The 25,508-nt window shown below is 67.3% G+C and carries 23 protein-coding genes; 15 read left to right on the forward strand and 8 right to left on the reverse strand.

What is annotated here, in order from left to right; all coding sequences use genetic code 11:
- The 7 genes from trkA to BDK63_RS05595 all read left to right on the forward strand — a co-directional run.
- Window positions 1-609, forward strand: a 609-nt coding sequence (gene trkA, locus BDK63_RS05565; RefSeq protein ID WP_183330380.1) for a Trk system potassium transporter TrkA, incomplete at its 5' end; no start/stop codon positions are given.
- 138 nt (window positions 610-747) lie between these two features.
- Complete coding sequence (locus BDK63_RS05570) at window positions 748-1,596, forward strand: hypothetical protein (protein WP_183330381.1); 849 nt, start codon at window positions 748-750, stop codon at window positions 1,594-1,596.
- A 59-nt stretch (window positions 1,597-1,655) separates the two neighbouring features.
- Window positions 1,656-3,122: an esterase/lipase family protein gene (locus BDK63_RS05575; protein ID WP_183330382.1), complete on the forward strand. Its 1,467-nt coding sequence runs from the start codon at window positions 1,656-1,658 to the stop codon at window positions 3,120-3,122.
- A gap of 126 nt (window positions 3,123-3,248) precedes the next feature.
- Window positions 3,249-5,375, forward strand: a complete 2,127-nt coding sequence (locus BDK63_RS05580; protein WP_183330383.1) for a type I restriction-modification system subunit M — start codon at window positions 3,249-3,251, stop codon at window positions 5,373-5,375.
- Window positions 5,372-6,520 carry a restriction endonuclease subunit S gene (locus BDK63_RS05585; RefSeq protein ID WP_183330384.1) on the forward strand — a complete coding sequence of 383 codons (1,149 nt, stop codon included), beginning with the start codon at window positions 5,372-5,374 and terminating at the stop codon, window positions 6,518-6,520. Before BDK63_RS05580 ends, BDK63_RS05585 begins: the two co-directional genes overlap by 4 nt.
- The gene (locus tag BDK63_RS05590; protein WP_183330385.1) at window positions 6,517-7,992 is read left to right on the forward strand and encodes an ATP-binding protein; all 1,476 of its coding nucleotides are present in this window, start codon (window positions 6,517-6,519) and stop codon (window positions 7,990-7,992) included. The genes BDK63_RS05585 and BDK63_RS05590 overlap by 4 nt, the downstream gene beginning before the upstream one ends.
- Complete coding sequence (locus BDK63_RS05595; RefSeq protein WP_183330386.1) at window positions 7,992-11,231, forward strand: type I restriction endonuclease subunit R; 3,240 nt, start codon at window positions 7,992-7,994, stop codon at window positions 11,229-11,231. Before BDK63_RS05590 ends, BDK63_RS05595 begins: the two co-directional genes overlap by 1 nt.
- Before the next feature lie 90 nt (window positions 11,232-11,321).
- On the opposite strand, the gene BDK63_RS05600 is transcribed toward BDK63_RS05595, so the two are convergent.
- From BDK63_RS05600 to BDK63_RS05625, 6 genes are all read right to left on the reverse strand, one after another.
- The gene (locus tag BDK63_RS05600; protein ID WP_183330387.1) at window positions 11,322-11,762 is read right to left on the reverse strand and encodes a DUF411 domain-containing protein; all 441 of its coding nucleotides are present in this window, start codon (window positions 11,760-11,762) and stop codon (window positions 11,322-11,324) included.
- Window positions 11,759-11,920 (reverse strand): hypothetical protein, encoded by a 162-nt coding sequence (locus BDK63_RS05605; RefSeq protein WP_183330530.1) that lies wholly within the window; start codon window positions 11,918-11,920, stop codon window positions 11,759-11,761. Before BDK63_RS05605 ends, BDK63_RS05600 begins: the two co-directional genes overlap by 4 nt.
- 82 nt (window positions 11,921-12,002) lie before the next feature.
- Window positions 12,003-12,320, reverse strand: coding sequence for a hypothetical protein (locus tag BDK63_RS05610; protein ID WP_183330388.1), 318 nt, complete (start codon window positions 12,318-12,320; stop codon window positions 12,003-12,005).
- 84 nt (window positions 12,321-12,404) lie between these two features.
- Window positions 12,405-12,587, reverse strand: a complete 183-nt coding sequence (locus BDK63_RS05615; protein WP_183330389.1) for a hypothetical protein — start codon at window positions 12,585-12,587, stop codon at window positions 12,405-12,407.
- Window positions 12,584-15,091 (reverse strand): heavy metal translocating P-type ATPase, encoded by a 2,508-nt coding sequence (locus BDK63_RS05620; RefSeq protein WP_183330390.1) that lies wholly within the window; start codon window positions 15,089-15,091, stop codon window positions 12,584-12,586. The genes BDK63_RS05615 and BDK63_RS05620 overlap by 4 nt, the downstream gene beginning before the upstream one ends.
- An 80-nt stretch (window positions 15,092-15,171) precedes the next feature.
- Window positions 15,172-15,864 (reverse strand): Spy/CpxP family protein refolding chaperone, encoded by a 693-nt coding sequence (locus BDK63_RS05625; RefSeq protein ID WP_246385857.1) that lies wholly within the window; start codon window positions 15,862-15,864, stop codon window positions 15,172-15,174.
- Between the two features lie 643 nt (window positions 15,865-16,507).
- Here BDK63_RS05625 and BDK63_RS05630 point away from each other — a divergent pair.
- From BDK63_RS05630 to BDK63_RS05660, 7 genes are all read left to right on the forward strand, one after another.
- Window positions 16,508-18,274, forward strand: coding sequence for a multicopper oxidase family protein (locus BDK63_RS05630; protein ID WP_183330391.1), 1,767 nt, complete (start codon window positions 16,508-16,510; stop codon window positions 18,272-18,274).
- Between the two features lie 82 nt (window positions 18,275-18,356).
- Window positions 18,357-19,220, forward strand: a complete 864-nt coding sequence (locus BDK63_RS05635) for a F510_1955 family glycosylhydrolase (protein WP_183330392.1) — start codon at window positions 18,357-18,359, stop codon at window positions 19,218-19,220.
- Between the two features lie 15 nt (window positions 19,221-19,235).
- A complete protein-coding gene (gene lgt, locus BDK63_RS05640) occupies window positions 19,236-20,024 on the forward strand; it encodes a prolipoprotein diacylglyceryl transferase (protein ID WP_183330393.1) in 789 nt (262 codons plus the stop codon).
- Window positions 20,021-20,386: a cation transporter gene (locus BDK63_RS05645; protein ID WP_183330394.1), complete on the forward strand. Its 366-nt coding sequence runs from the start codon at window positions 20,021-20,023 to the stop codon at window positions 20,384-20,386. The genes lgt and BDK63_RS05645 overlap by 4 nt, the downstream gene beginning before the upstream one ends.
- 41 nt (window positions 20,387-20,427) lie before the next feature.
- Entirely contained in the window at window positions 20,428-20,937 is a 510-nt protein-coding gene (locus BDK63_RS05650; RefSeq protein WP_221202532.1) for a hypothetical protein, read from the forward strand.
- Window positions 20,938-21,061: 124 nt separating this feature from the next.
- Window positions 21,062-22,459 carry a cardiolipin synthase gene (gene cls, locus BDK63_RS05655; protein ID WP_281379240.1) on the forward strand — a complete coding sequence of 466 codons (1,398 nt, stop codon included), beginning with the start codon at window positions 21,062-21,064 and terminating at the stop codon, window positions 22,457-22,459.
- A 159-nt stretch (window positions 22,460-22,618) separates the two neighbouring features.
- Window positions 22,619-23,671: a L,D-transpeptidase family protein gene (locus tag BDK63_RS05660; protein WP_183330396.1), complete on the forward strand. Its 1,053-nt coding sequence runs from the start codon at window positions 22,619-22,621 to the stop codon at window positions 23,669-23,671.
- 46 nt (window positions 23,672-23,717) lie between these two features.
- On the opposite strand, the gene BDK63_RS05665 is transcribed toward BDK63_RS05660, so the two are convergent.
- Entirely contained in the window at window positions 23,718-24,365 is a 648-nt protein-coding gene (locus BDK63_RS05665) for a c-type cytochrome (RefSeq protein WP_183330397.1), read from the reverse strand.
- A 269-nt stretch (window positions 24,366-24,634) separates the two neighbouring features.
- On the opposite strand from BDK63_RS05665, the gene BDK63_RS05670 reads away from it, so the two are divergent.
- Complete coding sequence (locus BDK63_RS05670; protein WP_183330398.1) at window positions 24,635-24,847, forward strand: hypothetical protein; 213 nt, start codon at window positions 24,635-24,637, stop codon at window positions 24,845-24,847.
- Here the strand turns inward: BDK63_RS05670 and BDK63_RS18750 are convergent.
- Window positions 24,829-25,494 carry a response regulator gene (locus tag BDK63_RS18750; RefSeq protein ID WP_183330399.1) on the reverse strand — a complete coding sequence of 222 codons (666 nt, stop codon included), beginning with the start codon at window positions 25,492-25,494 and terminating at the stop codon, window positions 24,829-24,831. The two genes, BDK63_RS05670 and BDK63_RS18750, sit on opposite strands and share 19 nt — an antisense overlap.
- Window positions 25,495-25,508 lie beyond the last annotated feature (14 nt).

A 25,508-nucleotide genomic window follows, 5' to 3' on the forward strand; every position in this document is an offset into this window, starting at 1 on the left:
GTGAAGATCATCGAGCACAACCTGGAGCGCTGCACGGTGCTCTCCGAGCGCCTCGACCGCACCGTGGTGCTGCACGGCAGCGCCACCAGCAAGCGGCTGCTGGAGGAGGAGAACGTCGAGGAGTGCGACATCTTCTGCGCGCTGACCAACGACGACGAGGTCAACATCATGTCGTCGATGCTGGCCAAGCGCATGGGCGCCAAGAAGGTGCTGACGCTGATCAACAACGCCGCCTACGTGGACCTGGTGCAGGGCGGCGAGATCGACATCGCCATCTCGCCCCAGCAGGCCACCATCGGCAGCCTGCTGACTCACGTGCGGCGCGGCGACATCGTCAACGTGCACTCGCTGCGCCGCGGCGCGGCTGAGGCCATCGAGGCGATCGCCCACGGCGACACCCAGTCGTCGAAGGTGGTGGGGCGTGCCATCGGCGAGATCGAGCTGCCGCGGGGCACCACCATCGGCGCCATCGTGCGCGGCAAGGAGGTGCTGATCGCCCACGACGACGTGGTGGTGGAGTCCGGCGACCACGTCATCCTGTTCGTGATCGACAAGCGCCGCATCCGCGACGTGGAGCGGCTCTTCCAGGTCGGCCTGACCTTCTTCTAGGGAGGGGGTACGTCTAGGGAGGGGGTACGTCAGTCCTCGCTAACCGGATGGCTTTCCTGGTCTACGCTGATCAGGGAAACCCTACGGGCTCCAGGGCAGGCGGGTGATGCGCATGGGGTCCTCGCACCGGAGGCTGCCATGGCGATCCGACTGACCGACCCCCTGCGCCGCGAGTACGAGCGGCTGTTCGAGAGCTGCGATACCCTGCCCCAGCGCCACGCCGAGGTGGAGCGCGGCGTCGACCGGCTGCTCCAGCACCGCGACCGCTACCAGGCCGTGGCCGACAGCCGCGGCATTCCCTGGGCCTTCCTGGCCGTGGTGCACCACATGGAGTCGGGCTGCCGGTTCGACTGCCACCTGCACAACGGTGACCCGCTCACCGGCCGCACAGTGCAGGTGCCGGCGGGCCGGCCCAAGCGCGGCGCGCCGCCCTTCACCTGGGAGCAGAGCGCCGAGGATGCCATGACTCTCAAGCGGCTGGGCGCCGACACCGACTGGAGCCTGGCGGGTACCCTCTACCAGCTGGAGCGCTACAACGGCTGGGGGTACCGCCTGTACCACCCCCACGTCCTCTCCCCCTACCTGTGGAGCTTCTCGGGGCACTACACCAGCGGCCGCTACGTGGCCGACGGGCGCTGGTCCGACAGTGCCGTGTCGAAGCAGTGCGGGGCGGCGGTACTGCTTCGCCGCATGTCCGAGCGTGGCCTGATCGACTTCACCGACCAGCCCGCCGCCACCCTCTACGCGGCCGTGGCGGCGGAGCCCGCCGGCGCCGAGGCGTCCAAGCGCAAGCCCCTGGTGCCGGCGCACCGCAAGCGCCGCGCCCGCCGCCAGGCCGAGGCCGAGGCGGCCGAGCACCTGCAGCGCTGGTTGAGCACCTTCCCCGGCATCTTCCTGCGCGTCGACGGCATCCCCGGCGACCGCACCTCGGATGCCTACCGTCTCGTGACCGGTCACTACCTGCCCGGCGACCCGCGAGTCGGATGAGCCTGCGGCGTCGCGTCGATGCCGTCCTCGCCGATGACCCACCATGGAGGAGCGTCAGGATGACCCAGGAGCGCTACCACCCCATCATCTACGTGCGCGGCTATGCCATGCGCGACAGCGAGATCGAGGCCACCGTCAACACGCCCTACATGGGCTTCAACCTGGGGGCGACCCGGGTCCGCCAGGGGCCCAGCGGACGGTTCGACACCTTCATCTTCGAATCCCCGGTGATCCGGCTGATGAAGGATCACGGCTATCGGGACGTCTACGCGGAGGGGGCGGTGAGCGAGGCCAGGCTGCCGCGCAAGACCCTGCTGATCCACCGCTACTACGAGGACGAGGCGGGGGAGGGGCAGCGCCCCTCGATTCCCGAGGCGGCCCGCGCGCTCTCCGAGCGCATCCTGTGGCTGCGCGAGCGCGTCTGCGGCGATGATGCCGAGGCGAGGGCGTCCTTCAAGGTCTACCTGGTGGCCCACTCCATGGGCGGGCTGGTGTGCCGCTGCCTGCTGCAGAACCCCGCGGCCGGCAGCGCCGAGGCCCGCGCCTGCGTGGACAAGGTCTTCACCTACGGCTCGCCCCACGACGGCATCGAGATGGCCGGCCTCAACGTGCCGGGCTTCCTGGGCCTGTGGGACATCAACAACTTCAACCGCAGGAGCATTGCCGAGTACCTCAAGCTCACGCCGCAGGATGGCCGGGTCAACCACCTGGGGGGCCACTTCCCGCCGGAGCGCTTCTTCTGCCTGGTGGGCACCAACCACCGCGACTACAACGCCACCCGTCACGTGGTGGGCTCGCAGAGCGACGGCCTGGTCAAGATCGACTGCGCCTGGATCCAGGACGCCCCGCGGGTGCACCTCTACCTGGCGCACAGCGGCCCCTTTGGCATGGTCAACTCCGAATCGGGTTACCAGAACCTGACACGCTTCCTGTTCGGCGATGCCCGCATGCTGGGGCGCATGGTGGTCGAGCACCTGCCGCTGCCGCCGTCGCTGCAGCAGGCCCGCGACGAGGGCCGCGACATCGAGGGCAGCTACCATTTCGAGTGCACGGTGTCCCCGCGCCTCTACCCGCCGGTGGCCCTCTCCGACCGCCGGGTGGAGCACGACTCGGCGATCTTCCGTCGCTACGACGAGATGTGCCATCCCGAGCGGGCCGGGGTGGATCATGCCCGCCACCCGGTGCTCTTCTCGGTCTACCTGGACAGCTCGAAGATCACCGTGACCCAGGGGCGCACCATGATGCTGGTGGCCGACATCGCCGTGCGCAGCACCGAGTTCAAGGTGGGCGGGCGCTGGTTCGTCAACCGCCGGGTCCCGGACGAGAACCTGTTTCGCGAGAAGGTGGTGATACTGGCCACCGCCGATGCCGGGGGCTGGCGCCTGCGCTATATCCTCGGCGACGAGGACTGGGGCGAGGGGCGCGGCCGGCCGGTCAGGGAGGACGCCGAGGGCCGCTACGTGCCGCTCACCAGCCGCAAGGGCTTCAAGGCGCGGCTCTACCTGCGCATCGATCCCTGGCAGTGAGGCGTCGCCCGGGCTGGCGGGCTGATGCCCGGGGCGTTCGGTGGTACTGTTCCCTCATTCGAATGAACTTAGGCTCGGGCGGTTTCATGCCGCCCGGGGCAACAGGGAACAGCAACGGAGCGGGCCTTGGCTCAACTGGAACATATCCAGGCGCTGGAGAAGCGCCTGTGGAGCGCCGCGGACAACCTGCGCGCCAACTCGAACTACGCCAGCAACGAATACTTCCTGCCGGTGATGGGTCTGGTCTTCCTGCGCCACGCCTTCAGCCGCTACCTGGCGGTGAAGGACGACATCCAGGCCAGCCTGCCGTCGCGGGGCGGCAAGACCCGCGAGATCACCAAGGAGGACTTCTCCCAGCGCAGCGCCATCTACCTGCGCCCCGAGGCGCAGTTCGACCACCTGGTGGCGTTGCCGGACAGCGCCGATCGCGCCCGCGCCATCATCGACGCCATGGAGGCCATCGAGAGCGACTATGCCTCGCTCAAGGGCGTGCTGCCCAAGAGCGAATACCAGGAGCTCGACAACGAGGTGCTGGGCCAGCTGCTGCGCACCCTCAACCCCGACGAGCTCAAGCGGGTCAAGGGCGACGTCTTCGGGCGTATCTACGAATACTTCCTGACCCAGTTCGCCGACCAGGGCGCCCACGACGGCGGCGAGTTCTTCACCCCGGTGTCGCTGGTCTCGCTGATCGCCCATGTGCTCGACCCCGAGCGCGGCACCGTACTGGATCCGGCCTGCGGCTCCGGCGGTATGTTCGTGCAGAGCGCGCGCACCGTGGAGGAGCATGGCGACAATCCCAGCGAGCGGCTGACCTTCCGTGGCCTGGAGAAGAACGCCACCACCGTACGCCTGGCCAAAATGAACCTGGCGGTGCACGGCCTGGAGGGCGATATCCAGCGCGCCATCACCTACTACGAGGACCCCCACGCGCTGGTCGGCAAGGCCGACTACGTGATGGCCAACCCGCCGTTCAACGTCGACGAGATCGACGCCGAGAAGATCAAGGCCGACCCGCGCCTGCCCTTCGGACTGCCCGGGGTGAACAAGAAGGGCAAGGTCTCCAACGGCAACTACGTCTGGATCAGCTACTTCTACAGCTACCTGAACGAGCGCGGCAGGGCGGGCTTCGTGATGTCCTCCCAGGCCTCCAGCGCCGGGCGCGAAGAGGCCCGTCTGCGACAGGCGCTGGTGGAGACCGGCGACGTCGACGCCATGATCGGCATCCGCGGCAACTTCTTCTACACCCGCAGCGTGCCCTGCGAGCTGTGGTTCCTGAACCGCGCCAAGCCTGCCGAGCATCGCGACAAGGTGCTGATGATCGATGCGCGCCAGATCTATCGCCAGGTGACGCGCAAGATCTACGACTTCAGCCCCGAGCAGCAGCAGAACCTGCAGGCCATCGTCTGGCTCTACCGCGGCGAGACCGAACGCTACCTGGCACTGGTGGAAGCTTATGGCCGGCGCACCCTGTTTGATGCCGCCGCCTGCTTCGAGCGGCAGGATGAGGAGGGAAGCACCGACGCTCCCTTGGCTGACTTCGACACGGCCCTGGATGCCCTGGGCGAGAGCGCCGCGCCTTTCCTCGACAGCCTCAACGACGCCTCGCCCTCGCTGGCGCCGCTCATGGAGGCCCGCGAGGAGCTGGCCCAGGCGCGTCGCGCCTTTGCCACCGACGTCGCCGCCTTCCGCGAGACCCTGGCCGCCGAACAGGCAGAATGGCGTGGGCAGTCATTGACCCATGGCGCCCTCAAGCAGGCCGTCGACCGCCTGGCGCCCCTGGCCGAGGCGAGCCGCGACCTGGTCAAGCAGACCGACCTGCTCTACAAGCTGGCCTGCCGGGTGCTCGACAGCTGCGAGCAGGAGTATGCCGCCAAGAAGAGCCGCCTGTGGCCCAGCCGCGAGATCAACCGCGCCCGCAAGGCCGCCGATACGGCGCGCCACGAGCTGGTCGAGCAGCTCAAGGCCGTGCGCTATGTCTGGAAGCAGGCCCACTGGCTCACCGAGCGCTTCCCGGACGCCGAGCTGCGCGACGTGGAGGGCCTGGTCAAGCTGGTCAGTATCGAGGAGATCGCCGCCAACGACTGGAGCCTGACCCCCGGCCGCTATGTGGGCGTCGCCCCGGAAGAGCAGGACGAAGATTTCGACTTCGAGGAAACCCTACGCGAGATTCATGTGGAGCTCGCCGACCTCGACGCCGAGGCCAGCAAGCTGGCCGCGAAGATCCGCCGCAACTTCGAGGAGTTGGGGGTATGAGCTGGCCGTTTAAGCCATTGAATGAGCTATGCCTTCTTGCGGTTGACTGTGTCAACAAGACAGCGCCTGTCGTTGACTATGACACCGGCTACAGGATGATAAGAACCACCAACATCAAAGGTGGCTTCATTGACCTTGATAACGTTCGTTATGTGACCGAGGAAGTGTTCGAGAAATGGACCCGTCGCTCCAGGCCGCAGTATGGTGATGTAATCTTGACCCGGGAAGCTCCTGTGGGGGAGGTCGGCAGATTCACAGAAGATGTTAATAATGTCTTTCTTGGGCAACGGCTATTTCACTATCGTCCAGACCCTGAGTTGCTTGACTGGAACTATCTGGCCTATGCCTTGCAGTCACGACAGGTCCAGGGGCGGCTCAAAGGTATGGGCTTTGGTGCCACGGTTGATCACATTCGTGTTGGTGATGCTGAGACTCTGGCGATCCCTTGTCCGACGCTTCCAGTGCAGCACAGCATTGGGGGTATTCTGGCTAGCTACGATGACCTGATCGAAAACAACCAGCGCCGCATCCAGCTTCTCGAGGAATCGGCCCGCCTGCTCTACAAGGAGTGGTTTGCCCATCTGCGCTTCCCGGGACATGAGCACGTCAAGGTCACCCATGGCGTGCCGGAAGGGTGGGAGCCACTTCCGCTTGGGGACTTGATCACTCTTCAGCGTGGTTTTGATCTTCCAGTGTCGAAGCGGGTAGAAGGCGAAGTGCCTATCTATGCTTCAACAGGTATAACGGGGTATCACGCCGAGGAGAAAGTTTCTGGTCCTGGTGTGGTAACCGGACGCTCTGGCTCTCTTGGCCAAGTGATGTATGTGAATAGTGACTACTGGCCTTTGAATACCACGCTGTGGGTCAAGGAGTTCAAGAAGATCCGGCCGCACTTTGCTCGTCATCTTTTGGCTGGGCTGCACCTTGAACAGTACAATGGTGGCGCAGCCGTGCCGACACTGAACCGCAACGATGTGCACCGTATTCAGGTCCTGCTTCCTCCGCCGACGCTGTTGTCACTCTTCGAAGAACAGGCTACGGATTTCTATCAACAAGTAGACGTGCTGACCAAGACCAATGAACGCCTCGCCAAGGCCCGTGATCTGCTGCTGCCCAAGCTGATGAGCGGAGAACTCGCCGCATGAACCGGCAGGCGCTGAACGACCTGCTCGCGCTCGGGGAGGGCTTTACCACCGAGTTCAAGAAGGCCGGCACCTCCGGCCTGGGCCGCGAAATCTGTGCCTTTGCCAACGCCACCGGCGGGGTGATCCTGATCGGCGTCACCGACGCCGGCGAGGTGGTCGGCGTGGCCGACCACAACAAGCTGAAGTCCGATGTGCAGGCCACGGCGCGCTCCGCCGAGCCGCCCATCGCCGTGGAGGTGGAGAGCGCCGGCGAGGTGCTGTGCGTGACCGTGCCGGCCCAGCACAGCAAGCCCTACTCCTTCGGCGGCAAGTTCTACCTGCGCGAGGGCGCCTCCTCCCAGCAGATGTCGCGCCAGGAGATCCGCGAGTTCTTCTACCGCGAGGGGTTGATCCACTTCGACGAGACGCCCTGCGAGCGCTTCTCCCTGGAGGAGGACCTGACCGACGAGGCCTGGGCCACCTTCCGTCGCCGGGCGCGCATCCCCGCCGAGATGCCGCCGCTAAACGCGCTCAAGAACCTGCATCTGTTGACCGAGGACGGCAGGATGACCCATGCCGGCGCCTGGCTGTTGGCACGCGACATCCAGAAATTCTCCATCAGCGCCGACGTGGCCTGCGCCCTGTTCATGGGCACCGACAAGGTGCATATCCTCGACCGCCGTGGCTTCCACGGCGACGTCTACTCGATGATCGACGAGGTGATGGCCTGGCTGCTCTCCAAGCTCAACGTCGCCTACATCATCAGGCACGTGAAGCGTGAGGAGCGCCCCGAACTGCCCGAAGAGGCGCTGCGCGAGGCGGTGGTCAATGCCCTGGTGCACCGCGACTACCGCTCCACCGCCAACGTGCATGTCTACGTGTTCAAGGATCGGGTCGAGGTGGTCAGCCCCGGCGGCCTGCCCGCCGGCATGAGCGAGGCGGACCTGGGCATCAAGAGCATTCCGCGCAACCCGCTGCTGTTCGGCATGCTGCACCGCATGGAGGCCGTGGAGCATATCGGCTCCGGCATCCGGCGCATTCGCCGGCTGTGTTCCGAGTACGGCGTGGCCGAGCCCGAGATCGAGGTGTCGCCGCACTGGTTCGTGCTGCGTTTTCCGCGGCCGGTGGTGGCGGAGGAGGCCAGTCAGGCGCGACCGGGTCCCGATGCCACGGAAGTCGGGGACCAGGCAGGGACCAAGTCGGCACCAAGTCGGCTCCAAGTCGGCACCAAGTCGGCACTAAGTCGGCACCAAGTTGCGATCCTGGTGAAATGCCACGAAGATCAAGGCATAACGGAGCTGATGGCGGTCGCCGGCCGTTCGGACCGCACCAAGTTTCGTAATCAGGTGCTGGCACCGCTGCTGGAGGAGGCCCTGCTGGAAATGACCATCCCCGACAAGCCCCGCAGCAGCAAGCAGCGTTACCGGCTGACCGAGCACGGTCGGCGCTACCTCGAAGAGCACGCCCCGGAGCCGAACGACAAGGATGCGTGATGAGCCCGAGCCCCTACAGCGAAGATACCCTGGTCCAGCAGACCACCGCCGACTATCTGGAACAGCGGCTTGGCTGGCGTTCGGTGCTGGCCTGGAACCAGGAGGACTTCGGGCCGGATAGCCTGCTGGGGCGAAGCTCCGAGCGCGAGGTAGTGCTGACTCGTACCCTGCGTGAGCGGCTGACTCGGCTGAACCCCGGGCTGCCGGCCGAGGCCTACGACGATGCCGTGCGCCAGGTGGTGGCCTCGCCGGTGGCCCAGTCCCTGGCGGCCACCAACCGCGACAAGTATGCCCAGCTGCGCGACGGCGTCTGGGTCACCTTCCGCGACGCCAAGGGCGAGCGCTGCCGCGAGCGCCTGCGGCTCATCGACTTCGACGAGCCGGACAACAACGACTTCCTCTGCGTGCGGGAGCTGTGGGTGCAGGGCGACCTCTACCGCCGCCGGGCCGATATCATCGGCTTCGTCAACGGCCTGCCGCTGCTGTTCATGGAGTGCAAGAACATCGGCAAGCACCTGCGTGCCGCCTTCGAGCAGAACTTCTCCAGCTACAAGGGCGAGGTGCCGCACCTCTTCCACCACAATGCCCTGGTGGCGTTCGGCAACGGCGAGAAGGCCAAGCTGGGGTCGTTGACCAGCCGCTGGGAGCACTTCACCGACTGGAAGCGCCTGGCCGAGGAGGACCCCGGCTCGGTGGACATGGAGACCCTGCTCAAGGGCGTCTGCGAGCGGCGCAACTTCCTGGATATCATCGAGAACTTCATCCTCTTCGACGATTCGGCAGGTGAGCCGAAGAAGATCATCGCCCGCAACCACCAGTTCCTGGGTGTCAACCGAGCGGTACAGGCCGTGCGCGAACGCCGCCAGCGGCAGGGCAAGTTGGGCGTGTTCTGGCATACCCAGGGCTCCGGCAAGAGCTACTCCATGGTGATGTTCACCCGCAAGGTGCACCGCAAGCTGGGCGGCAACTTCACCTTCGTGGTGCTCACCGACCGCGAGGACCTCGATACCCAGATCTACAAGACCTATGCCGGCTGCGGGCTGGTGGACAACGATCGGGACCCCTGTCGTGCCGGCAGCGGCGATCACCTGGAGGCGCTGCTGGGGCAGCACAAGGCCTACCTGTTCTCGCTGATCCAGAAGTTCCGCCCGGAGATGCCGCCCAACCGGCGCGACGACATCATCGTCATCTCCGACGAGGCCCACCGTACCCAGTACGGCAGCCTGGCGCTGAACATGCGCAATGCCCTGCCGCAGGCCAGCGTGATCGGCTTCACCGGCACGCCGCTGTTCAAGGACGACGAGATCACCCGGCGGATGTTCGGCGACTACGTCTCTACCTATGACTTCCAGCGCGCCGTGGAGGACCAGGCCACGGTGCCGCTCTACTACGACGCCCGCGGCGACAAGCTGGGTGTGGCCATCGGCGATATGAATGAACGCATCGCTGAGCGCCTGGAGCAGTTCGAGACCGACGACGTGGACGTGGAGCAGCGCCTCGAGCGTGATCTCAAGCGGGACTATCACATCATCACCGCGGGCAAGCGGCTGGACCGGGTCGCAAAGGACTTCGTCGAGCACTACGCCAACGCCTGGGAGACGGGCAAGGCGATGCTGGTGTGCATCGACAAGATCACCTGCGTGCGCATGCACAAGCTGATCGGCTTCTACTGGGACTCAAAGATCCACGAGCTGGAGAGGTCGCTGGCCAGGTGCGCCGATGAGCAGGAGGAACTGTTCCGGGCGCGGCAGCTCGCCTGGATGCGCGAGACGCGAATGGCGGTAGTGGTCAGCGAGGAGCAGGGCGAGGAGGAGAAGTTTCGCCGCTGGGACCTGGATATCACCCCCTATCGGCGGTTGATGAAGGAAGGCATGGCGCTGCCCGCATCGATGCGCGAGCTGCCCCAGTTCCGCCACATGCAGCGCATGGCGCTGGATGACGCCTTCAAGGCCGAACAGCACCCCTTCCGTATCGCCATCGTCTGCGCCATGTGGCTGACCGGCTTCGACGTGCCGAGCCTCGCCACCCTCTATCTCGACAAGCCGCTCAAGGCCCACACCCTGATGCAGACCATCGCCCGCGCCAACCGGGTCAGCGAGGGCAAGAACAACGGCCTGATCGTCGACTACTGCGGGATTCTGCGTCATCTGCGCAAGGCGTTGGCCACCTTCGCCGGCACCACCGGGGAGGGCGACCCGGGGGATGGCCGCGACCCCGCGCGTCCGGAGGAGGAGCTTCTGGCCGACCTGGACGAGGCCGTGGCGATGACCAAGGCCTTCCTGGCCGCGCGCGAGGCCTCGCTGGCGGCGGTGCAGACCACCAGCGGCTTTGCGCGCAATGCAGCCATCGTCGCCTGCAAGGAGGCGGCCAACGAGAGCGATGAGAGCCGCAAGCGCTTCGAGGTGATGTGCCGCGAGGTGTTCAAGAAGTTCAAGGCCTGTCTGAACGCCAAGGGCGTCAACGCCCGCCGTGCCGACCGGGACGCCATCGATATCGTCTACAAGAGCCTGCAGCAGGACCGCGAGCAGGCCGACATCTCGCATATCATCCGCGAGCTGCATGGCGTGGTGGATGAAGCCATCGAGGTTCGCGCACCGAACGACCGCGTACGTGAGGCCGGCGTCTATGATATCAGCGCCATCGACTTCGAGCGCCTCAAGAAGGAGTTCGAGAGGAGCAAGCAGCAGCGCACCCTGGTGCAGGAGTTGAGCCAGGTGGTCGAGCAGAAGCTGCAGCGTCTGCTGCTGCAGAACCCGCTGCGCACCGACTTTCAGAACCACTATGAGAAGCTGGTGGCCGACTACAACCGCGAGAAGGATCGCGCGACCGTGGAGCAGACCTTCGAGGGACTGCTGGATGCGCTGTCTGAACTGGATGAAGAAGCGGCTCGTGCCAAGCGGGAAGGGATGGATGAAGAGTCGCTGGCGATCTTCGACCTGTTGCGCAAGCCGGAACTGAGCGGCGCCGAGATTCGCCGCATCAAGCGGGTGTCGGTGGAGCTGCTGGAGAACCTGAAGGCGAGGATCACCGAGATCGACCATTGGCAGGAGCGCGAGTCCAGCCGCGATACGGTTCAGATCATCATCCGTGACTTCCTGTGGGACGACCGCACCGGCCTGCCGGTGGACCACTACAGCGAGGAAGAGGTGCTGGAGAAGACAGGCGAGGTCTTCCGGCACGTGATGCGGGCTTACCCCCGTGTACCCTCGCCGGTTTACTCAGGGCAGGCCTTGCACTGAGCCAAATTCGACATGGGCATATGCCCGTCACAGCGACGCCGCCCCGGCGCTGGCCGGGGCGGCGTCGAGGGGCCGGCGTGGCCCGCTGGCTCAGAGGGTCATGAAGGGCGAGGCCTCGCCGTCGCGGAACTGGTAGACGTTCCAGTCGCCCTGCTTGGGCCCGGGCATGCCGGGGGTGCCGATGGGCATGCCGGCCAGGCCAATGCCGCGGGTGTCGGGGCGCTCCTCGAAGAGCTTCTCCAGCGCCTCGAAGGGCACGTGTCCCTCGATGGCGTAGCCGCCCATCTGGAGGGTATGGCAGGAGCCCAGGCCATAGGGCAGCCCGACGCGCTGCTTGATCTTGCCCACCTCGATGTCGTCGACGATCTTCACCGTGACCCCGCGGGCCTCGAGCTGGCGGGCGTACTCGTCGCAGCAGCCGCACTGGGGGTTCTTGAACAGGGTCGCCTCGTCGGGCAGGGCGGCCTGGGCGGTGCCGGCGCCCAGCAGCAGGGCGGCGGAGAGCAGGAGGGTGGAGCCTGTGCGGTTCATGAGCGGGCCTCCGGAAGGTCGCGGGACGTGGGGCGGGAGGTGAACAGGTACTTGGCGAGGGCGGCGATGCCGAGGCCGAGCAGGGCGAGCATGGCGACGGGCATCAGCCAGCCCAGCCAGGACAGGTTGCCCATCAGGGCGAGGCAGTTGTTGAGCATGGGAGTATCTCCTGACGAACGGATCCGAATGGGTCGGGAAGGCGCACGGCCTTCGGGGCGGAGGGTTCCGCCGGGCGTTCGGTCAGGCCCTGGGAGGGCGCCGGGGGGGCCGGGGACGGTGGGCGATCACGGCCAGCGCCGGGGCGAAGGCCGGGAAGCGGTGAGCGGCCGTGGCCAGGTCGATGGAGGGCGGCAGCGCCGCGCAGCTGGCGCAGCGAGGCTCGTCCGGCGTGTCGCCGTCGAGCAGCTGTGCCGGGGCGGCGAGCCCGCAGTCGGCCTGGTGGCTCTCCATGGCGCCATGGCTCGAGAGGCTGGTCACCGCCAGCAGCAGCGCGAGGAGCAGGGCCAGCAGGCGGCCTCCTCCTGCGCTGTGCCTTGATGCGATGACGGGGCGAGTCATGACGATGCCTCCTGGATGATGGTGTCAGGATGCCGCGTCGGCAGCACCGGCGTATTGACCCAGGGCAACTTCCCGGCTGGCCGCTTACTCCTCATCTTGATGGGCGTGCCGGTGCAGGAAAAGATGCATTCCCAGGCAGAGCCCCATGGGCAGAAGCAGCAGCCAGGTGCCGGCGCCGAAGGGGTTGCCGCGCCACAGCACGACGAGCATGGCGACCCCCATCAGCACCAGGCAGGCGGTCATCATCCAGTGGTGAAGTCGGTTCATGTCGATTCTCCCGGCGGGTTCTCGCGGACGAAGCCCCGCTTGAGCAGCAGCGAGTTGCCGATCACCGAGAGCGAGCTCGCGGTCATGGCGATCACGCCGATCATGGGGTGCAGCAGGCCGATGGCGGCGATGGGAATGGCCGCCACGTTGTAGGCGCTGGCCCAGATCAGGTTCTGGACGATCTTGCCGTAGGTGGCGCGGGAAAGGTGCATGGCCTCCACCACGCTGGTGAGCTCGCCGCGCACCAGGGTCACGTCGGCGGCCTCGATGGCCACGTCGGCCCCGGCGCCGATGGCGATGCCGACGTTGGCCTGGGTCAGGGCGGGGGCGTCATTGATGCCGTCGCCCACCATGGCCACGTGCTGGCCGTGATTCTCCTGTAGCGCACGAATGGCATCGACCTTGCCCTCCGGCAGCACGCCAGCCTGGACCTCGTCGATGCCGACCTCGTCGGCCACGGTGCGGGCGGCGCGCTCGTTGTCGCCGGTGATCATCACCACGTGCAGGCCCAGCTCATGCATCCCGCGGATGGCCTCGATCGATTCCTCCTTGAGGGTATCGGCCACGGCCACCAGGCCGAGCGCCTGGCCGTCGGCAGCGACGATCACCACGGTGCGGCCCTTGGCCTCGAGCTCGTCCATGGCGTCATTCAGGGCGTCGAGGCCGGCCACGCCTTCCTCCTCGAGCAGCCGGCGATTGCCGATCAGCACCGTCTCGTCGCCCACCCTGCCGGAGACGCCGCGGGCGCCGGTGGAGCGGAACTCGCTGACCTCCTGGAGCTCGATGTCACGCTCTCGGGTGCCGTCGACGATGGCCCGGGCGATGGGGTGCTCCGAGGCGTTCTCCACGCTCGCCGCCAGGGCCAGCAGGCGTGTCTCCTCGACGCCCTCGGCGGTGACGGCCTCGGTGAGCCTGGGCTCGCCGCGGGTGATGGTGCCGGTCTTGTCGAGCACCATCACCTTGACGTCCTTGAAGGTCTGGATCGCCTCGCCGGAGCGGATCAGGATGCCGCGCTCGGCCCCGATGCCGGAACCCACCATCAGCGCCGTGGGGGTGGCCAGGCCCAGGGCGCAGGGGCAGGCGATGACCAGAACGGCGATGGCAGCCAGAATCGCCAGCACCGGGGTGGCGGCCTCGGGGTTCACCCAGGGCAGGAAGGTCGCGCCCCAGTCGAGGACCGGGCGCAGGGCGTCCGGGAACAGTGCCCAGACGATCAGGCTGGCCAGGGCGATCAGCAGCACCGCCGGCACGAAGCGGCCGGTCATGCGGTCGGCGAACTCCTGGATCGGCACCCGGGAACCCTGGGCCTGGTCGATCAGGCGCACCACCTGGGAGAGGAAGGTATCGCCGCCGACCCGGGTCGCCTTGACCCGCAGGCGCCCCTCCTTGTTGATGGTGGCACCGATCACGCTGTCGCCCGTGCTCTTGTAGACCGGGATCGACTCACCCGTGGCGATGGACTCGTCGAGATGGCTCTCGCCCTCGACCACCTCGCCGTCGGTGGGTATCTTGTCGCCGGGACGCACGACCATGATGTCGCCCGGGGCAAGCTCCTTCACCGGCACCTCGACCTCTTCGCCATCGCGCTCCACGCGTGCCGTCTTGGCGCCCAGGGTCAGCAGGCGGCGGATGGCCTGGGAGGCACGTCCCTTGGCCAGGGCCTCCAGGTAACGGCCCAGCAGGTGGAAGGTCATGATGGTGGCGGCCATCTCGATGAACGAGGTCATGGGGTAGACGAAGCCGACCAGGCCGATCAGGTAGGGCGGCAGGCTGCCCATGGAGATCAGCACGTCCATGTTGAAGGTGCGGTTCTTCAGCGAGCGCCAGGTCGACCTGTGGGTGGCGATACCGCCTTGGAGGAACACCACCGGGAAGGCCAACACGGCGATGATGGCCAGGTAGCCCGGGATCGGCTGCCAGAACATGTGCGGCATCATCAGCATCATGATCAGGGTGGTGGGGACCGCGGCGATGATCAGCCGCTTGCGTGCCTGAGCGAGATAGGCTTCCTCGATCTCGGCGTCGTCGGCTTCCTCCGTGTCGTCGGCCTGGACGGCGGCCACGTCATAGCCGGCGCCTTCGACGGCCTTCTTCAAGGTGTCGCCGTCGGGACCCTCGGCTTCGATGGCCACGCTGACATGGTGGTTGGCGATATTGGTCTGTATCTCGCCCACGCCATCGAGGCGTTCGAGCGTCTTGCGCACGATGCCGGCACAGTGGTCGCTGCCCATGCCGGGCACCGTCAGCCGCACCTGGCGCTTCTGGGAGCCGCCGCCGCTCACGGCGGCCACGTCATAGCCGGCCCCCTCGACAGCCTTCTTCAAGGTGTCGCCCTCGGGCCCCCCGGCTTCGATGGTCACGCTGACATGGTGGTTGGCAATATTGGTCTGTATCTCGCCCACGCCATCGAGGCGTTCGAGCGTCTTGCGCACGATGCCGGCACAGTGGTTGCTGCCCATGCCGGGCACCGTCAGGGTGATCCTGTTCGGCGTCGAATCGCTCATCACATGCCTCCTGCTCACATCGACGAGTGGACGGCCCTCACTGGCCGTCCCTTCTGTTGCCGGATCCTTGACAGCCCCGTTCAGTGATGGGAGTCGTGATCATTCGGGTCGACGGCGGCGGGTGGCGCCTCACGCAGCTGCTGCCGCTGCTCGTCGCTGAGCAGGTCGTGCATGGCGTTACGCATGCGCACCATCTCGGCCATCATCTCGCCCTGCAGCTCGGCCATGCGGCCATGGAGTTCCTGCACCTGCTCGGGATCTGGGCGCTCGCCATGCATCTCGGCCATCAGGTCGTCGCGCAGGTTCATCAGGCGGCCCTTGCGCTCGAACTGGGCGGGGCGATGTTCCTGCATCAGCTCGCGCATCTCGGCTCGCTGGCCGGGCTCGAGCATCTCCTGCATCATGCCCATGCCGGCGCCACCCATCATCGGGCAGGGCATCATGCCGCCACCCATCATCATGCCGGGACCCATGCCGCCCTGGCCGGGGCCCATCATTCCGCCCATTCCGCCCATCATCATGCCGGGGCCCATGCCGCTCTGGCCGCCATCCATCATGCCGGGGCCCATGCCGCCCTGGCCGCCGCCCATCATCATGCCGGGGCTCATGTCGCCCTGGCCGCCGCCGCTCATCATTCCACCCGTCATGCCGGGGCCCATGGCACCCTGGCCGGGTTGACTGTCCGGCATGCCCTGGGCCAGGGCGATCCCGGAACCACCGGCACCGATGGCCAGGGTGAGTCCGAGTGCGAGGGTCTGCTTGCGAAAGTCCATGATCATTCTCCTTGCGGCTATTGAGGCCCTTTCAAGGGCCTTTGGGCTGAGTGTAGAAGGTATGTGTCACACAAAGGTCAATGCCGCCATGGCATTCTTTTCCGTTGAGCAAGAGTAAAAGGTGTCAGACGGTAAACCTGCGGGCAGGACCCGGGTTGCGGTGCTCCACGTGGCCATGAAATACTCGCGCTTCCATTGCCTGACAAGGCCGTTTCACCCCATGCGCCGACTCTCCTGTCACTGGCTGCTCAGCCTGCTGATGTCCCTGGTACTGGCCATCGCGCCGCCCGCAGCCGCGGGTGGGCACCATGGTGATGCTGCCTGCCTGGAGAGTCATGTCATGGAGGGCTCGGCCATGCAGGCCCCGTCAGCCTGGGACCTCTCGGCAACCGCCGATCCGCATGAGCCGGAAGCCACCATGGCCTCCCCCTGCTGCATGCCCTGTGCCCAGTGTGAATCCTCGATGGATCTGCTGGCCGATCCCTCGTTGGCGTCTTCCCTGCCCCTGGCCGGTCCTGGCCTGGGCCATCCGGTGGGGCCTTCCGCTCCCTTCGAGCGCCCCCCTCGTACCTGAACCTCATCACCCGATGGCGCCGCGGGCAACTCCCCGCGGTGAGCGTGTTCATGTCACGAGGACTACCTGATGAATCGTCGCGAATTTCTGCGCTACTCGGCCCTGGGTGGCCTGGTGCTGTCTGCGGCCAGCCCCATGGCCCTCGCTGCCAGCCGCCAGCAACTCCACGGCATGGCACCTGCCATGCTGCCCGAAGGCGGCCAGCCGCTGCGGCCGCTGCCGCGTATCAACAACCTGAGCGAGACGGCCGGCCGTTTTCACAGCGCGCTGACGCCGGGCCCTCATTCGGTGCCGCTCGGCGATGAGCTCGAGGCCAGGCTGTGGCTCTACAACGGCAAGGTGGCGCCGCTGATCGAGGTGCGCGAAGGGGATGAGCTGGACATCACCCTCATCAACGAACTGGCGCAGGAGACCACGGTGCACTGGCATGGCGTGCCCGTTCCCCAGGCCCAGGATGGTGTCCCCTGGGACGCCGTGGCACCGGGCGAGTCGCGCCGCTACCACTACACCTTCCCCGAGGGCAGCGCCGGCCTGCACTGGTTCCATCCCCACCCTCACGGCGTGCTGGCCACACAGATCGCCCATGGCCTGGCGGGGGCCCTGCTGGTGCGCCCGCCCCGGGATCTGCTGCCCGTGGAGGTGGAGGAGCACCTGCTGGTGGTCAGCGACCTGCGCCTGGCGGCCAACGGCGCGGTGGCGCCGCATACCGCCGAGGACTGGATGAACGGCCGCGAGGGGGAGCTGGTGCTGGTCAACGGGCAGCGTGAACCGCGCCTGGACGTGGCACCGGGCACCACCCTGCGCCTGCGGCTGATCAACGCCTGCGCCGGCCGCTACCTGCGCCTGCGCCTGGACGAGCACCAGCTGACCCTGATCGGCACCGACGGCGGGCTGATCGAGCGGCCGCAGCTCCTCGAGGAGCTGCTGCTCACCCCGGGTGAGCGTGCCGACCTGCTGGTGCGGGTGAGCGAGCAGGCCGAGGGACGCTTCCAGCTGGCCAGTCATCCCTACGAGCGCGGCTGGATGGGGCCGCGGCCGTCCCACCTGGACCAGGTCGCCCCGCTGCTGGCCATCCACACCCTCGACTCGGGCGTACACCCCGCCGTCGCGCTGCCCGAACGGCTGGGTCGCGTCGAGCCCCTGGGCGAGCCGGGGGTGCAGCGTCGGGTGGAACTGACCGAGGTGATGCCCGGCCACGGCGACCACGACGCGGGCCATGGCGACGCAGGCAACATGCCGGAAGCCGGCCACGGCGATCATGGCGGCATGGCCGCGGCACCGGCCGGCCACGGCGATCATGGCGGCATGGCCGCGGCACCGGCCGGCCACGGCGATCATGGCGGCATGGTCGCGGCACCGGCCGGCCATGCCGCCCACGGCAGCGACGCGATGCCTCATGGTGGCGGTGGCCACGGCGCCGCTCACGGAATGGACCACGGCGCCGCCCAGGCGGGCCAGGGAGCGCGCCACGGCATGTCCGAGATGGCCGGCCGGCCGGCGGTGGACTTCCTGATCAACGGTCGTGCCTTCGCCATGGGCGAGGTGCTGTTCGAGGGGCAGGCCGGCGAGGTGGAGGAGTGGGAGGTCTTCAACAACTCCCACATGGATCATCCCTTCCACGTGCATGGCACCCACTTCCAGGTGATCGCCACCCGCGATGCCGACGGCGAGTGGCGCGAGGCGCCCTGGCTGGCCTGGAAGGACACCGTCAACCTGGCGCCCTACCAGCGCCTCAAGCTGCGCCTGGTGTTCCGCGAGCCCGGCGACTGGCTGTTCCACTGCCACATCATCGAGCACGAGGAGCTGGGCATGATGGCAACGATCCGCGTGAGCTGATCCTGCCTTGGCCTGCTTCGGCGCCATGCGGCGGCTTCGCATGGCGCCGGCCACACCTGATGAAGGAGAAGGAAGTGACGTCATGACCCACTATCGATGGCCACTCTTGATGGCCGTGCTGCTGACCCTGCTGGCGGGCTGTTCCCGCGAGCCGAGCGGCATCAGCCTCGAGCAGCTGCGACAGCAGACCCACATTCACGGCCTGGCCTTCGACCTGGCCGACGGCGAGCGACTGTGGCTGGCCACCCACCACGGCTTCTATGCCGTGGGTAGCGATGGGATGGCCCGCCGGGTCTCGGAGGAAACCCATGACTTCATGGGCTTCGCGCCCCATCCCGAAGAAGCCGAGACCTTCTTCGCCAGCGGCCATCCGGCCAGGGGAGGCAATCTCGGGGTGGTGAAGTCCCGCGATGGAGGTCGCAGCTGGTCACGGCATGCGGCGGGTGTCGATGGCCCGGTGGACTTCCATCAGCTGGCCATCAGCGCGGCCAGCACCAACGTGCTCTACGGGGCCCACGCCGGCCAGCTCCAGGTCAGCGAGGATGGGGGGAGCAACTGGCGGGTTCAGGGCAGGGCACCGGCCGGGCTGATTGCCCTGGTCGCCTCGAGCCGTGACCCCGGACAGCTCTATGCCGCGACTCAGACCGGACTCCTGATGAGCCCGGACGGCGGCGAGCGCTGGCGCCAGATCCATGCCGATCGCCGCCCTGCGAGCCTGGTGGTGGCCAGCCAGGGGACGCTCTACGCCTTCATGCTGGACATCGGCCTGATGCGAGCCGAGGAAGCCAGCCGGGACTGGGAGGTGGTGACGCGTGGTTGGGGAGAGCGCTATCTGATGCACCTGGCGGTGGATCCGAGTGACCCCCAGCGCCTGGTGGCGGCCGATGACCTGAACCAGCTGCTGATCAGCGAAAACGGTGGACGCGACTGGTCGCGTCTCGAGTGAACCGGGAGGTGCCGCATGTTGCAATATCCCCAGATTGACCCGGTGGCCATCAGCCTCGGCCCGTTCGCGATCCACTGGTATGGCCTGATGTACGTGCTGGGCCTCGTCGCCGCCTGGTGGCTGGGTCGCCGTCGCGCGCATCGCCTGGGCCTGACCCACGACGATATCGGCGACCTGGTCTTCTACGCCGCCGTGGGCGTGGTGCTCGGCGGGCGGCTGGGCTATGCGCTCTTCTACGGCAGCGACCAGTGGCTGGCCGACCCGCTATGGCTGTTGAAGATCTGGGAAGGGGGGATGAGCTTCCACGGCGGCCTGATCGGGGTGCTGGTCGCGGCCTGGCTGTTCGCGCGCAGGAAGCGGCTCGGCTTCCTGTCTCTGACCGACTTCATCGCCCCGCTGGTGCCGATCGGCCTCGGTGCCGGACGGATCGGCAACTTCATCAATCACGAGCTGCCGGGCCGGGTCAGCGAGCTGCCCTGGGCGATGCCCTTCCCGCACATGGGGCCGGAGCCGCGCCACCCCACGGCGCTCTACGAGTTCGCTCTGGAAGGGGTAGTGCTCTTCGCGGTGCTCTGGTGGCTGTCCCGCGAACCACGCCGCACCGGGCTGATCTCCGGGCTCTTCCTGCTGCTCTATGGCGTCTTCCGCTTCGCCGTGGAGTTCGTGCGCCTGCCCGACCCCCATATCGGCTTCATCGCCTTCGGCTGGGTGACCATGGGCATGCTGCTGACCCTGCCGATGATCCTGGCCGGCATCGCGCTGATCGGCTGGTCGCGGCGTCAAACCATGGAGGTGGCCTCATGAGTCATCACGATCATCGTGTCGGCGTATCCGAAACCCACCTGGTGACCCGGCACCTGAAGCTCGAGCCCAATGATGAGGCGGCGATAGGCGCCGCAGTGGCCGACATCGATGCGCTGTCCGGGCTGGATAGCGTCTCCTACGACGCTGGAAAGCACCGGCTGGACTTCGCCTATGACGCGACGCGGCTATGTCTCGACTGCATCGAGGAGATTCTCGAGAAACACGCCGTGACCATCAGCCGGGGGTGGTGGAACCGGTACAAGGAAGAACACTACCGATTCGTCGATCAGAACGTGAAGGATAACGCCCGCCAGGAACCCTGGAGCTGTCATCAGTCGCCGCCTAAGGGAAGGAGGAAGTGACAGGACGAAGGCACAGGCTCGCCAAGGTCGAAGGCGGCCCGGTGAGGCAACTTCTGGCCACCCCGGAATACAACGTGGCGCTGTTCGCCTTGCTGCTCAACTTCCCCTGGGAGTTCCTGCAGGTCCCCCTCTTCGCCGAGATGCCGTCCATGGCGCACTGGGACGCCGTCCTGTTCTGCGCACGGGCGACCCTGGGTGACGTGCTCATCGCCCTTGTCGCCTACTGGGTCGTGGCGGGGGTGCGGCGACGGCGCGACTGGCTGCGCTGCCCGGATGCGCGTGAACTTCTGGGCTTTGTTGCGGTGGGCGTCGTGATCACGATCGGCCTGGAGTGGCATGCCACGGTGCTGCAGGATCGCTGGCAGTACGGTGAGCTGATGCCCACCCTGCCACTGCTGGGGACGGGGCTGGCCCCGCTGCTGCAGTGGCTCCTGTTGCCGCCGCTGATCGTCTGGCTGGCGCGTCGCCAGCTGCTGGGCGTGAGCTATCTCCAGCAGGTTGACTCTGCCAGCGCCGCCTCCGCCGACTCGGCACGAGAGAAACGGCCATGATGAGCGTGAGGTTGCGTGCAGGACGCCAGAGAGGATGCCGCAGGTGAGTGGGTCACGAGTGACACCCGCCTCTGGCCAGGTGCCGGCCTGGCGACGTCGACCCTGGCGCCGGTTCCTGCTGGTGATGGGCATCGCCCACCTGGTGGGCCTGGCCTCGTCGCTGGATGCGATGATGTCGAGCCGTACCTCCCAGGGGGCCGTGGCGTGGATCGTCTCCCTGAATACGGTGCCCTATGTGGCCGTGCCCGCCTACTGGGTATTCGGACGAACCAAGTTCCAGGGCTATGTGTCTTCCCGACGTGACGAGGACTCGGCGCTGGGGCAGGCGCTGGCCGACAAGCTGGCGGAGCTGCGCGCTCACGGGGTCTCGGCCGCTCACGCCGACAAGCACCTGGTGGGCGTCGAGCAGCTGGCCAAGCTACCGTTTCTGGGTGGCAACCGGGTGGAGCTGCTGATCGATGGCGAGCAGACCTTCGGGAGCCTGTTCGCCGGTATCGAGTCGGCCGAGCGCTATCTGCTGGTGCAGTTCTATATCGTGCGCGCCGACGAGGTAGGGCTGGCGCTGCAGGCCCGGCTGATCGAGAAGGCACGGGAGGGCGTCGAGGTCTTCTTCCTCTATGACGAGATCGGCAGCTATGCGCTGCCGGGCCGCTATCTCCAGGAGATGGAGGAGGCCGGGATCCGGGTGCACCGTTTCCACTCTACCCGCGGGCCGGGCAATCGCTTCCAGCTCAATTTCCGCAACCATCGCAAGATCGTGGTGGCCGATGGCGAGCGGGCCTGGGTGGGGGGCTTCAACATCGGCGACGAGTACCTGCATGGCCACCCGAGCATCGGTCCCTGGCGCGACACCCATCTGATGATCGAGGGACCGGCGGCCCTGGCGCTGCAGCTGGTGTTCCTCGAGGACTGGCACTGGGCCACGGAGGAACTTCCCGAGCTGCCCTGGTCGCCGGTGTTGCCGAGTCACCACGGTACCCCGGTGCTGATCCTGCCGACCGGGCCCGCAGACCGCTTCGAGACCGCCAGCCTGATGATCCAGCAGGCAATCCACGCCGCCCATGAGCGGATCTGGATCTCCAGTCCCTACTTCGTGCCCGACGAGGGGGTGATCGCGATGCTCAAGCTGGCCGCACTGAGCGGCGTGGACGTGCGGGTGCTGATCCCGGAGCGCCCGGACAATCCGCTGACCTACTTCGCCGCCTACGCCTTCCTCGATTCGCTGCTCGAGGCGGGGGTCAAGGTCTATCGCTACGAGGAGGGCTTCCTGCATGGCAAGGCCTTCCTGGTGGACGACATCGGCGCGGCGGTGGGCACCGTGAATCTCGACAATCGTTCCTTCCGCCTCAATTTCGAGGTCACGGCGCTGGTGATGGACCCCGGCTTCGCCGCCGAGGTCCAAACCATGTTCGAGGCTGATTTTGCCGGATCGAGGCGGATGCGCCCTGGCGAGATCGATGGGTATCCGCTCTGGCATCGGGTTGCGGCCCGCGCGTCATACCTGCTGGCACCGGTCCTGTGAGGTCGGTTTGCCACGAAACGGCCGGTGTAAGGTGGTAGGGCCCACGGTGACAAATCTCAACACTCTTGCGGCTCATGGCCGCGGCTCGGCCCATTACACTACGGACACGATAATGATTCCGAGGCCATGTGGCCGAGGCTGCCTTGACGAGGTGAATCGATGGCAATAGCGAGACGAAGGCCGGAGGGGGCGGGGGAGACCCCGGCGTGGTTATCCGTGACCCTGGGCGGGCTTCTCGCCGGCGCGCTGGCACTTTCCGGCGCCGCCCTGGCGGAAGAGCCCGAATGGCCTAGCGGCCACCATCCGTTGCCCGCGGAGGGCAACGTGATCGGCGAGGCCTACACCGTGACGGTGGAGGACCACGAGGACACCCTGATCGACATCGCCCGGCGGCATAATGTCGGGTACGAGGAGATCGTGCGCGCCAACCCGGACGTGAGCATCTGGATCCCGGGCGAGGGCACCGAGGTGACGATTCCCGGTGGCTTCATCCTGCCCGATGCCGAGCGTACCGGGATCGTCATCAACATCGCCGAGCTGCGCCTCTACTACTATCCGGAGGTGGGCGAGGGCGAGACGCCGCGGGTCGAGACCTACCCCATCGGCATCGGCCGTGAGGGCTACGACACCCCGCTGGGGATCACCAAGACCACCATGCGTCTGGAGGACCCGGCCTGGTATCCGCCGCGCTCGATGCGTGAAGAGGCGGCTGCCCGAGGGGACCCGGCGCCGGCCGTGGTGCCGCCCGGCCCGGATAACCCGCTGGGTCGCCATGCCGTGCTGCTCGACATTCCCGGCTACCTGATCCACGGCACCAACGACCCCGACGGCATCGGCATGCGCGCCAGCCGCGGCTGCATCCGCATGTTCCCGGAAGATATCGAGTCGGTGTTCCACAACGTGCCGGTGGGCACCCAGGTCAACATCATCGACCAGCCCATCAAGGTGGGCTGGCAGGACGGCCAGCCGCTGGTGCAGGTCTACCAGCCCCTGGAGGAGCAGGAGCATGGCATGTCGGCGCTGATCGAGACCATCGCCCGCCTCAACGAGGGCAATGCCAACGGCCAGGCCTTCGACTACGAGCAGCTGCGCCGGCTGCTCGACGAGCCCAGTGGCCAGGTGGTGGCACTCGAGCCCCCGCCCGAGCCGGAACCCGACGAGGCGCCGGCCCTCAACGGGATCTTCGAGGAGCTGGCGCTGCGCGAGCAGTGAGGCCAGTCGCGATGACGGAGCGGGCGCCCTCGGGCGCCCGTTGTCGTCAATGGGCGTGGTTGCCGCTTTCGCCGGCAGCCAGTGCGTGGCGGACGTAGAGCACCACCGCCCAGATCTCCTCCTCGCCGAGCCTCCCGGCAAACTGCGGCATGGCGCTCTGCGGGTTGCCCGTCCTGACCAGCCAGGCATACTCGCCGGCCGCATGGCCCGCGCCGTGCAAGGTGAGGTTCGTCGGCGCCGGCACGAAGCCGGCGACGCCGGCGGCGACCCCGTCCCCGCGTCCCTTCTGGCCATGACAGGCGGCACAGAAGCGCTGATACACCTCCTGACCGAATGCCAGGTTATCGTCGCTGGGCCACAGGGGGCTCTCCCGTTCCAGCCATTCGTCAGGGATCGAGCGCTTCTGGCCGTTGTGGGCATGAGCCGGGGCATCGCCATGGCCTGCCGCATGGCGATCGGGCGTTGCGGTGCCGGCAGGGGGCGGTGCCTGGGAGGGGGCATGGTCGTCGTGGTGGCTGGCTGCTGCATCGGGATGCTCGTCGGCATGCCCGGGGGCCGGCTGGTCGTGTTCGTGGCTGGCCGCGGCGTGAGCGTGGGCGTCGCCGGGGCCGGAAAAGGCCTGAGGGGCCAGCAGGGCAAGTGACAGGCTGGCCAGGGCGATGGCCAGGACCCGGAAAGAGCGGTGAGCTGACATGGGAGTCTCCTGAAATCCGTGATTGACGAGCCGTCATGGCGGCTCGGGGCAGGCATCGGGTTTCAGGAGGCTCTGGGAGGGCGCTCGAGACGGTGGCTGGGCGCCTGCAGCCCCGGAGCAGGGGGGCACGGCAGGCTGCCTGCCTGCCAGGCGGCGGCCGCCAGGACGTGGCAGCCCGCGATGATGCTCAGGCAGTGGCCGGTGGCCAGGCACTCGGGGCCATGTTCGCCGTCCGGGCAGGCATCGGGCGGAGCGAGGTCGAGGTGGGCATGAACCTCGTGGACATGGCCACCCGTCCCGTCCGTCTCGGCCAGCACCAGATCGCTCGCCGTGAAGGCAAGCATAAGGCAGAGGCCGAGCAGCAGGGCGAGACGTCGCAAGGTGGCACCGTAAGCCATGTCAATGGCGGCATCATCGCGCTGGTAGAGCCCGGCGGCAAGGCGCCGGTTGCGCCGGAAGGGGGTCAATCGCCGTCGACTTGACCCCGGTCAGGCAGGGCGTCCACCAGCCCCAGCGCCACGCAGAGCCGCACCAGCTCGGCGAGGCTCGTCGCCCCCAGCGCCTTCATGGCGCGCAGCCGGTAGACCTCCACCGTCTTGGCACTGACGCCGAGGTGATCGGCGATCTCGCGGCTGGTCATCCCCTCGGCCACGTGCACCAGGATTCGCTGCTCCTTGGGGCGCAGCGCCGCGTAGCGGGCCTGCAGGGCGTCGCGCCGCTCGCGGGCCTGGCGGGCCCGCTGGTGCTCGCGCAGGGCCTGCTGCACGGTGTCGATCAGCTGCTGGTGGTTGAAGGGCTTCTCGATGAAGTCCTGGGCGCCGGCCTTGAGGGCGGCCACCGCCATGGGCACGTCGCCATGCCCGGTCATGAAGATCACCGGCGTCTCGTCGCCACGCTCGATCAGCCGCTGCTGCACCTGCAGGCCGGAGAGGCCGGGCATGCGCACGTCGAGCAGCACGGCGCCGAAGGTATCGGGGGCGGCGTCGAGGAAGGTCTCGCCGTCGGGGAAGGCGCGGGTGGCCAGGCCCACCGAGTCGAGCAGCCAGGCCAGCGACTCCCGCAGCGCCTCGTCGTCGTCCACGATGGCGATGCAGGGGGGCGCGTCATGGGGGCGGTCGAAGGGATTCACCGGGGGCTCCTGGG

Origin of the sequence: Halomonas campaniensis (genome assembly GCF_014193375.1) — a bacterium.
Taxonomy (GTDB): Bacteria; Pseudomonadota; Gammaproteobacteria; order Pseudomonadales; family Halomonadaceae; genus Halomonas; species Halomonas campaniensis.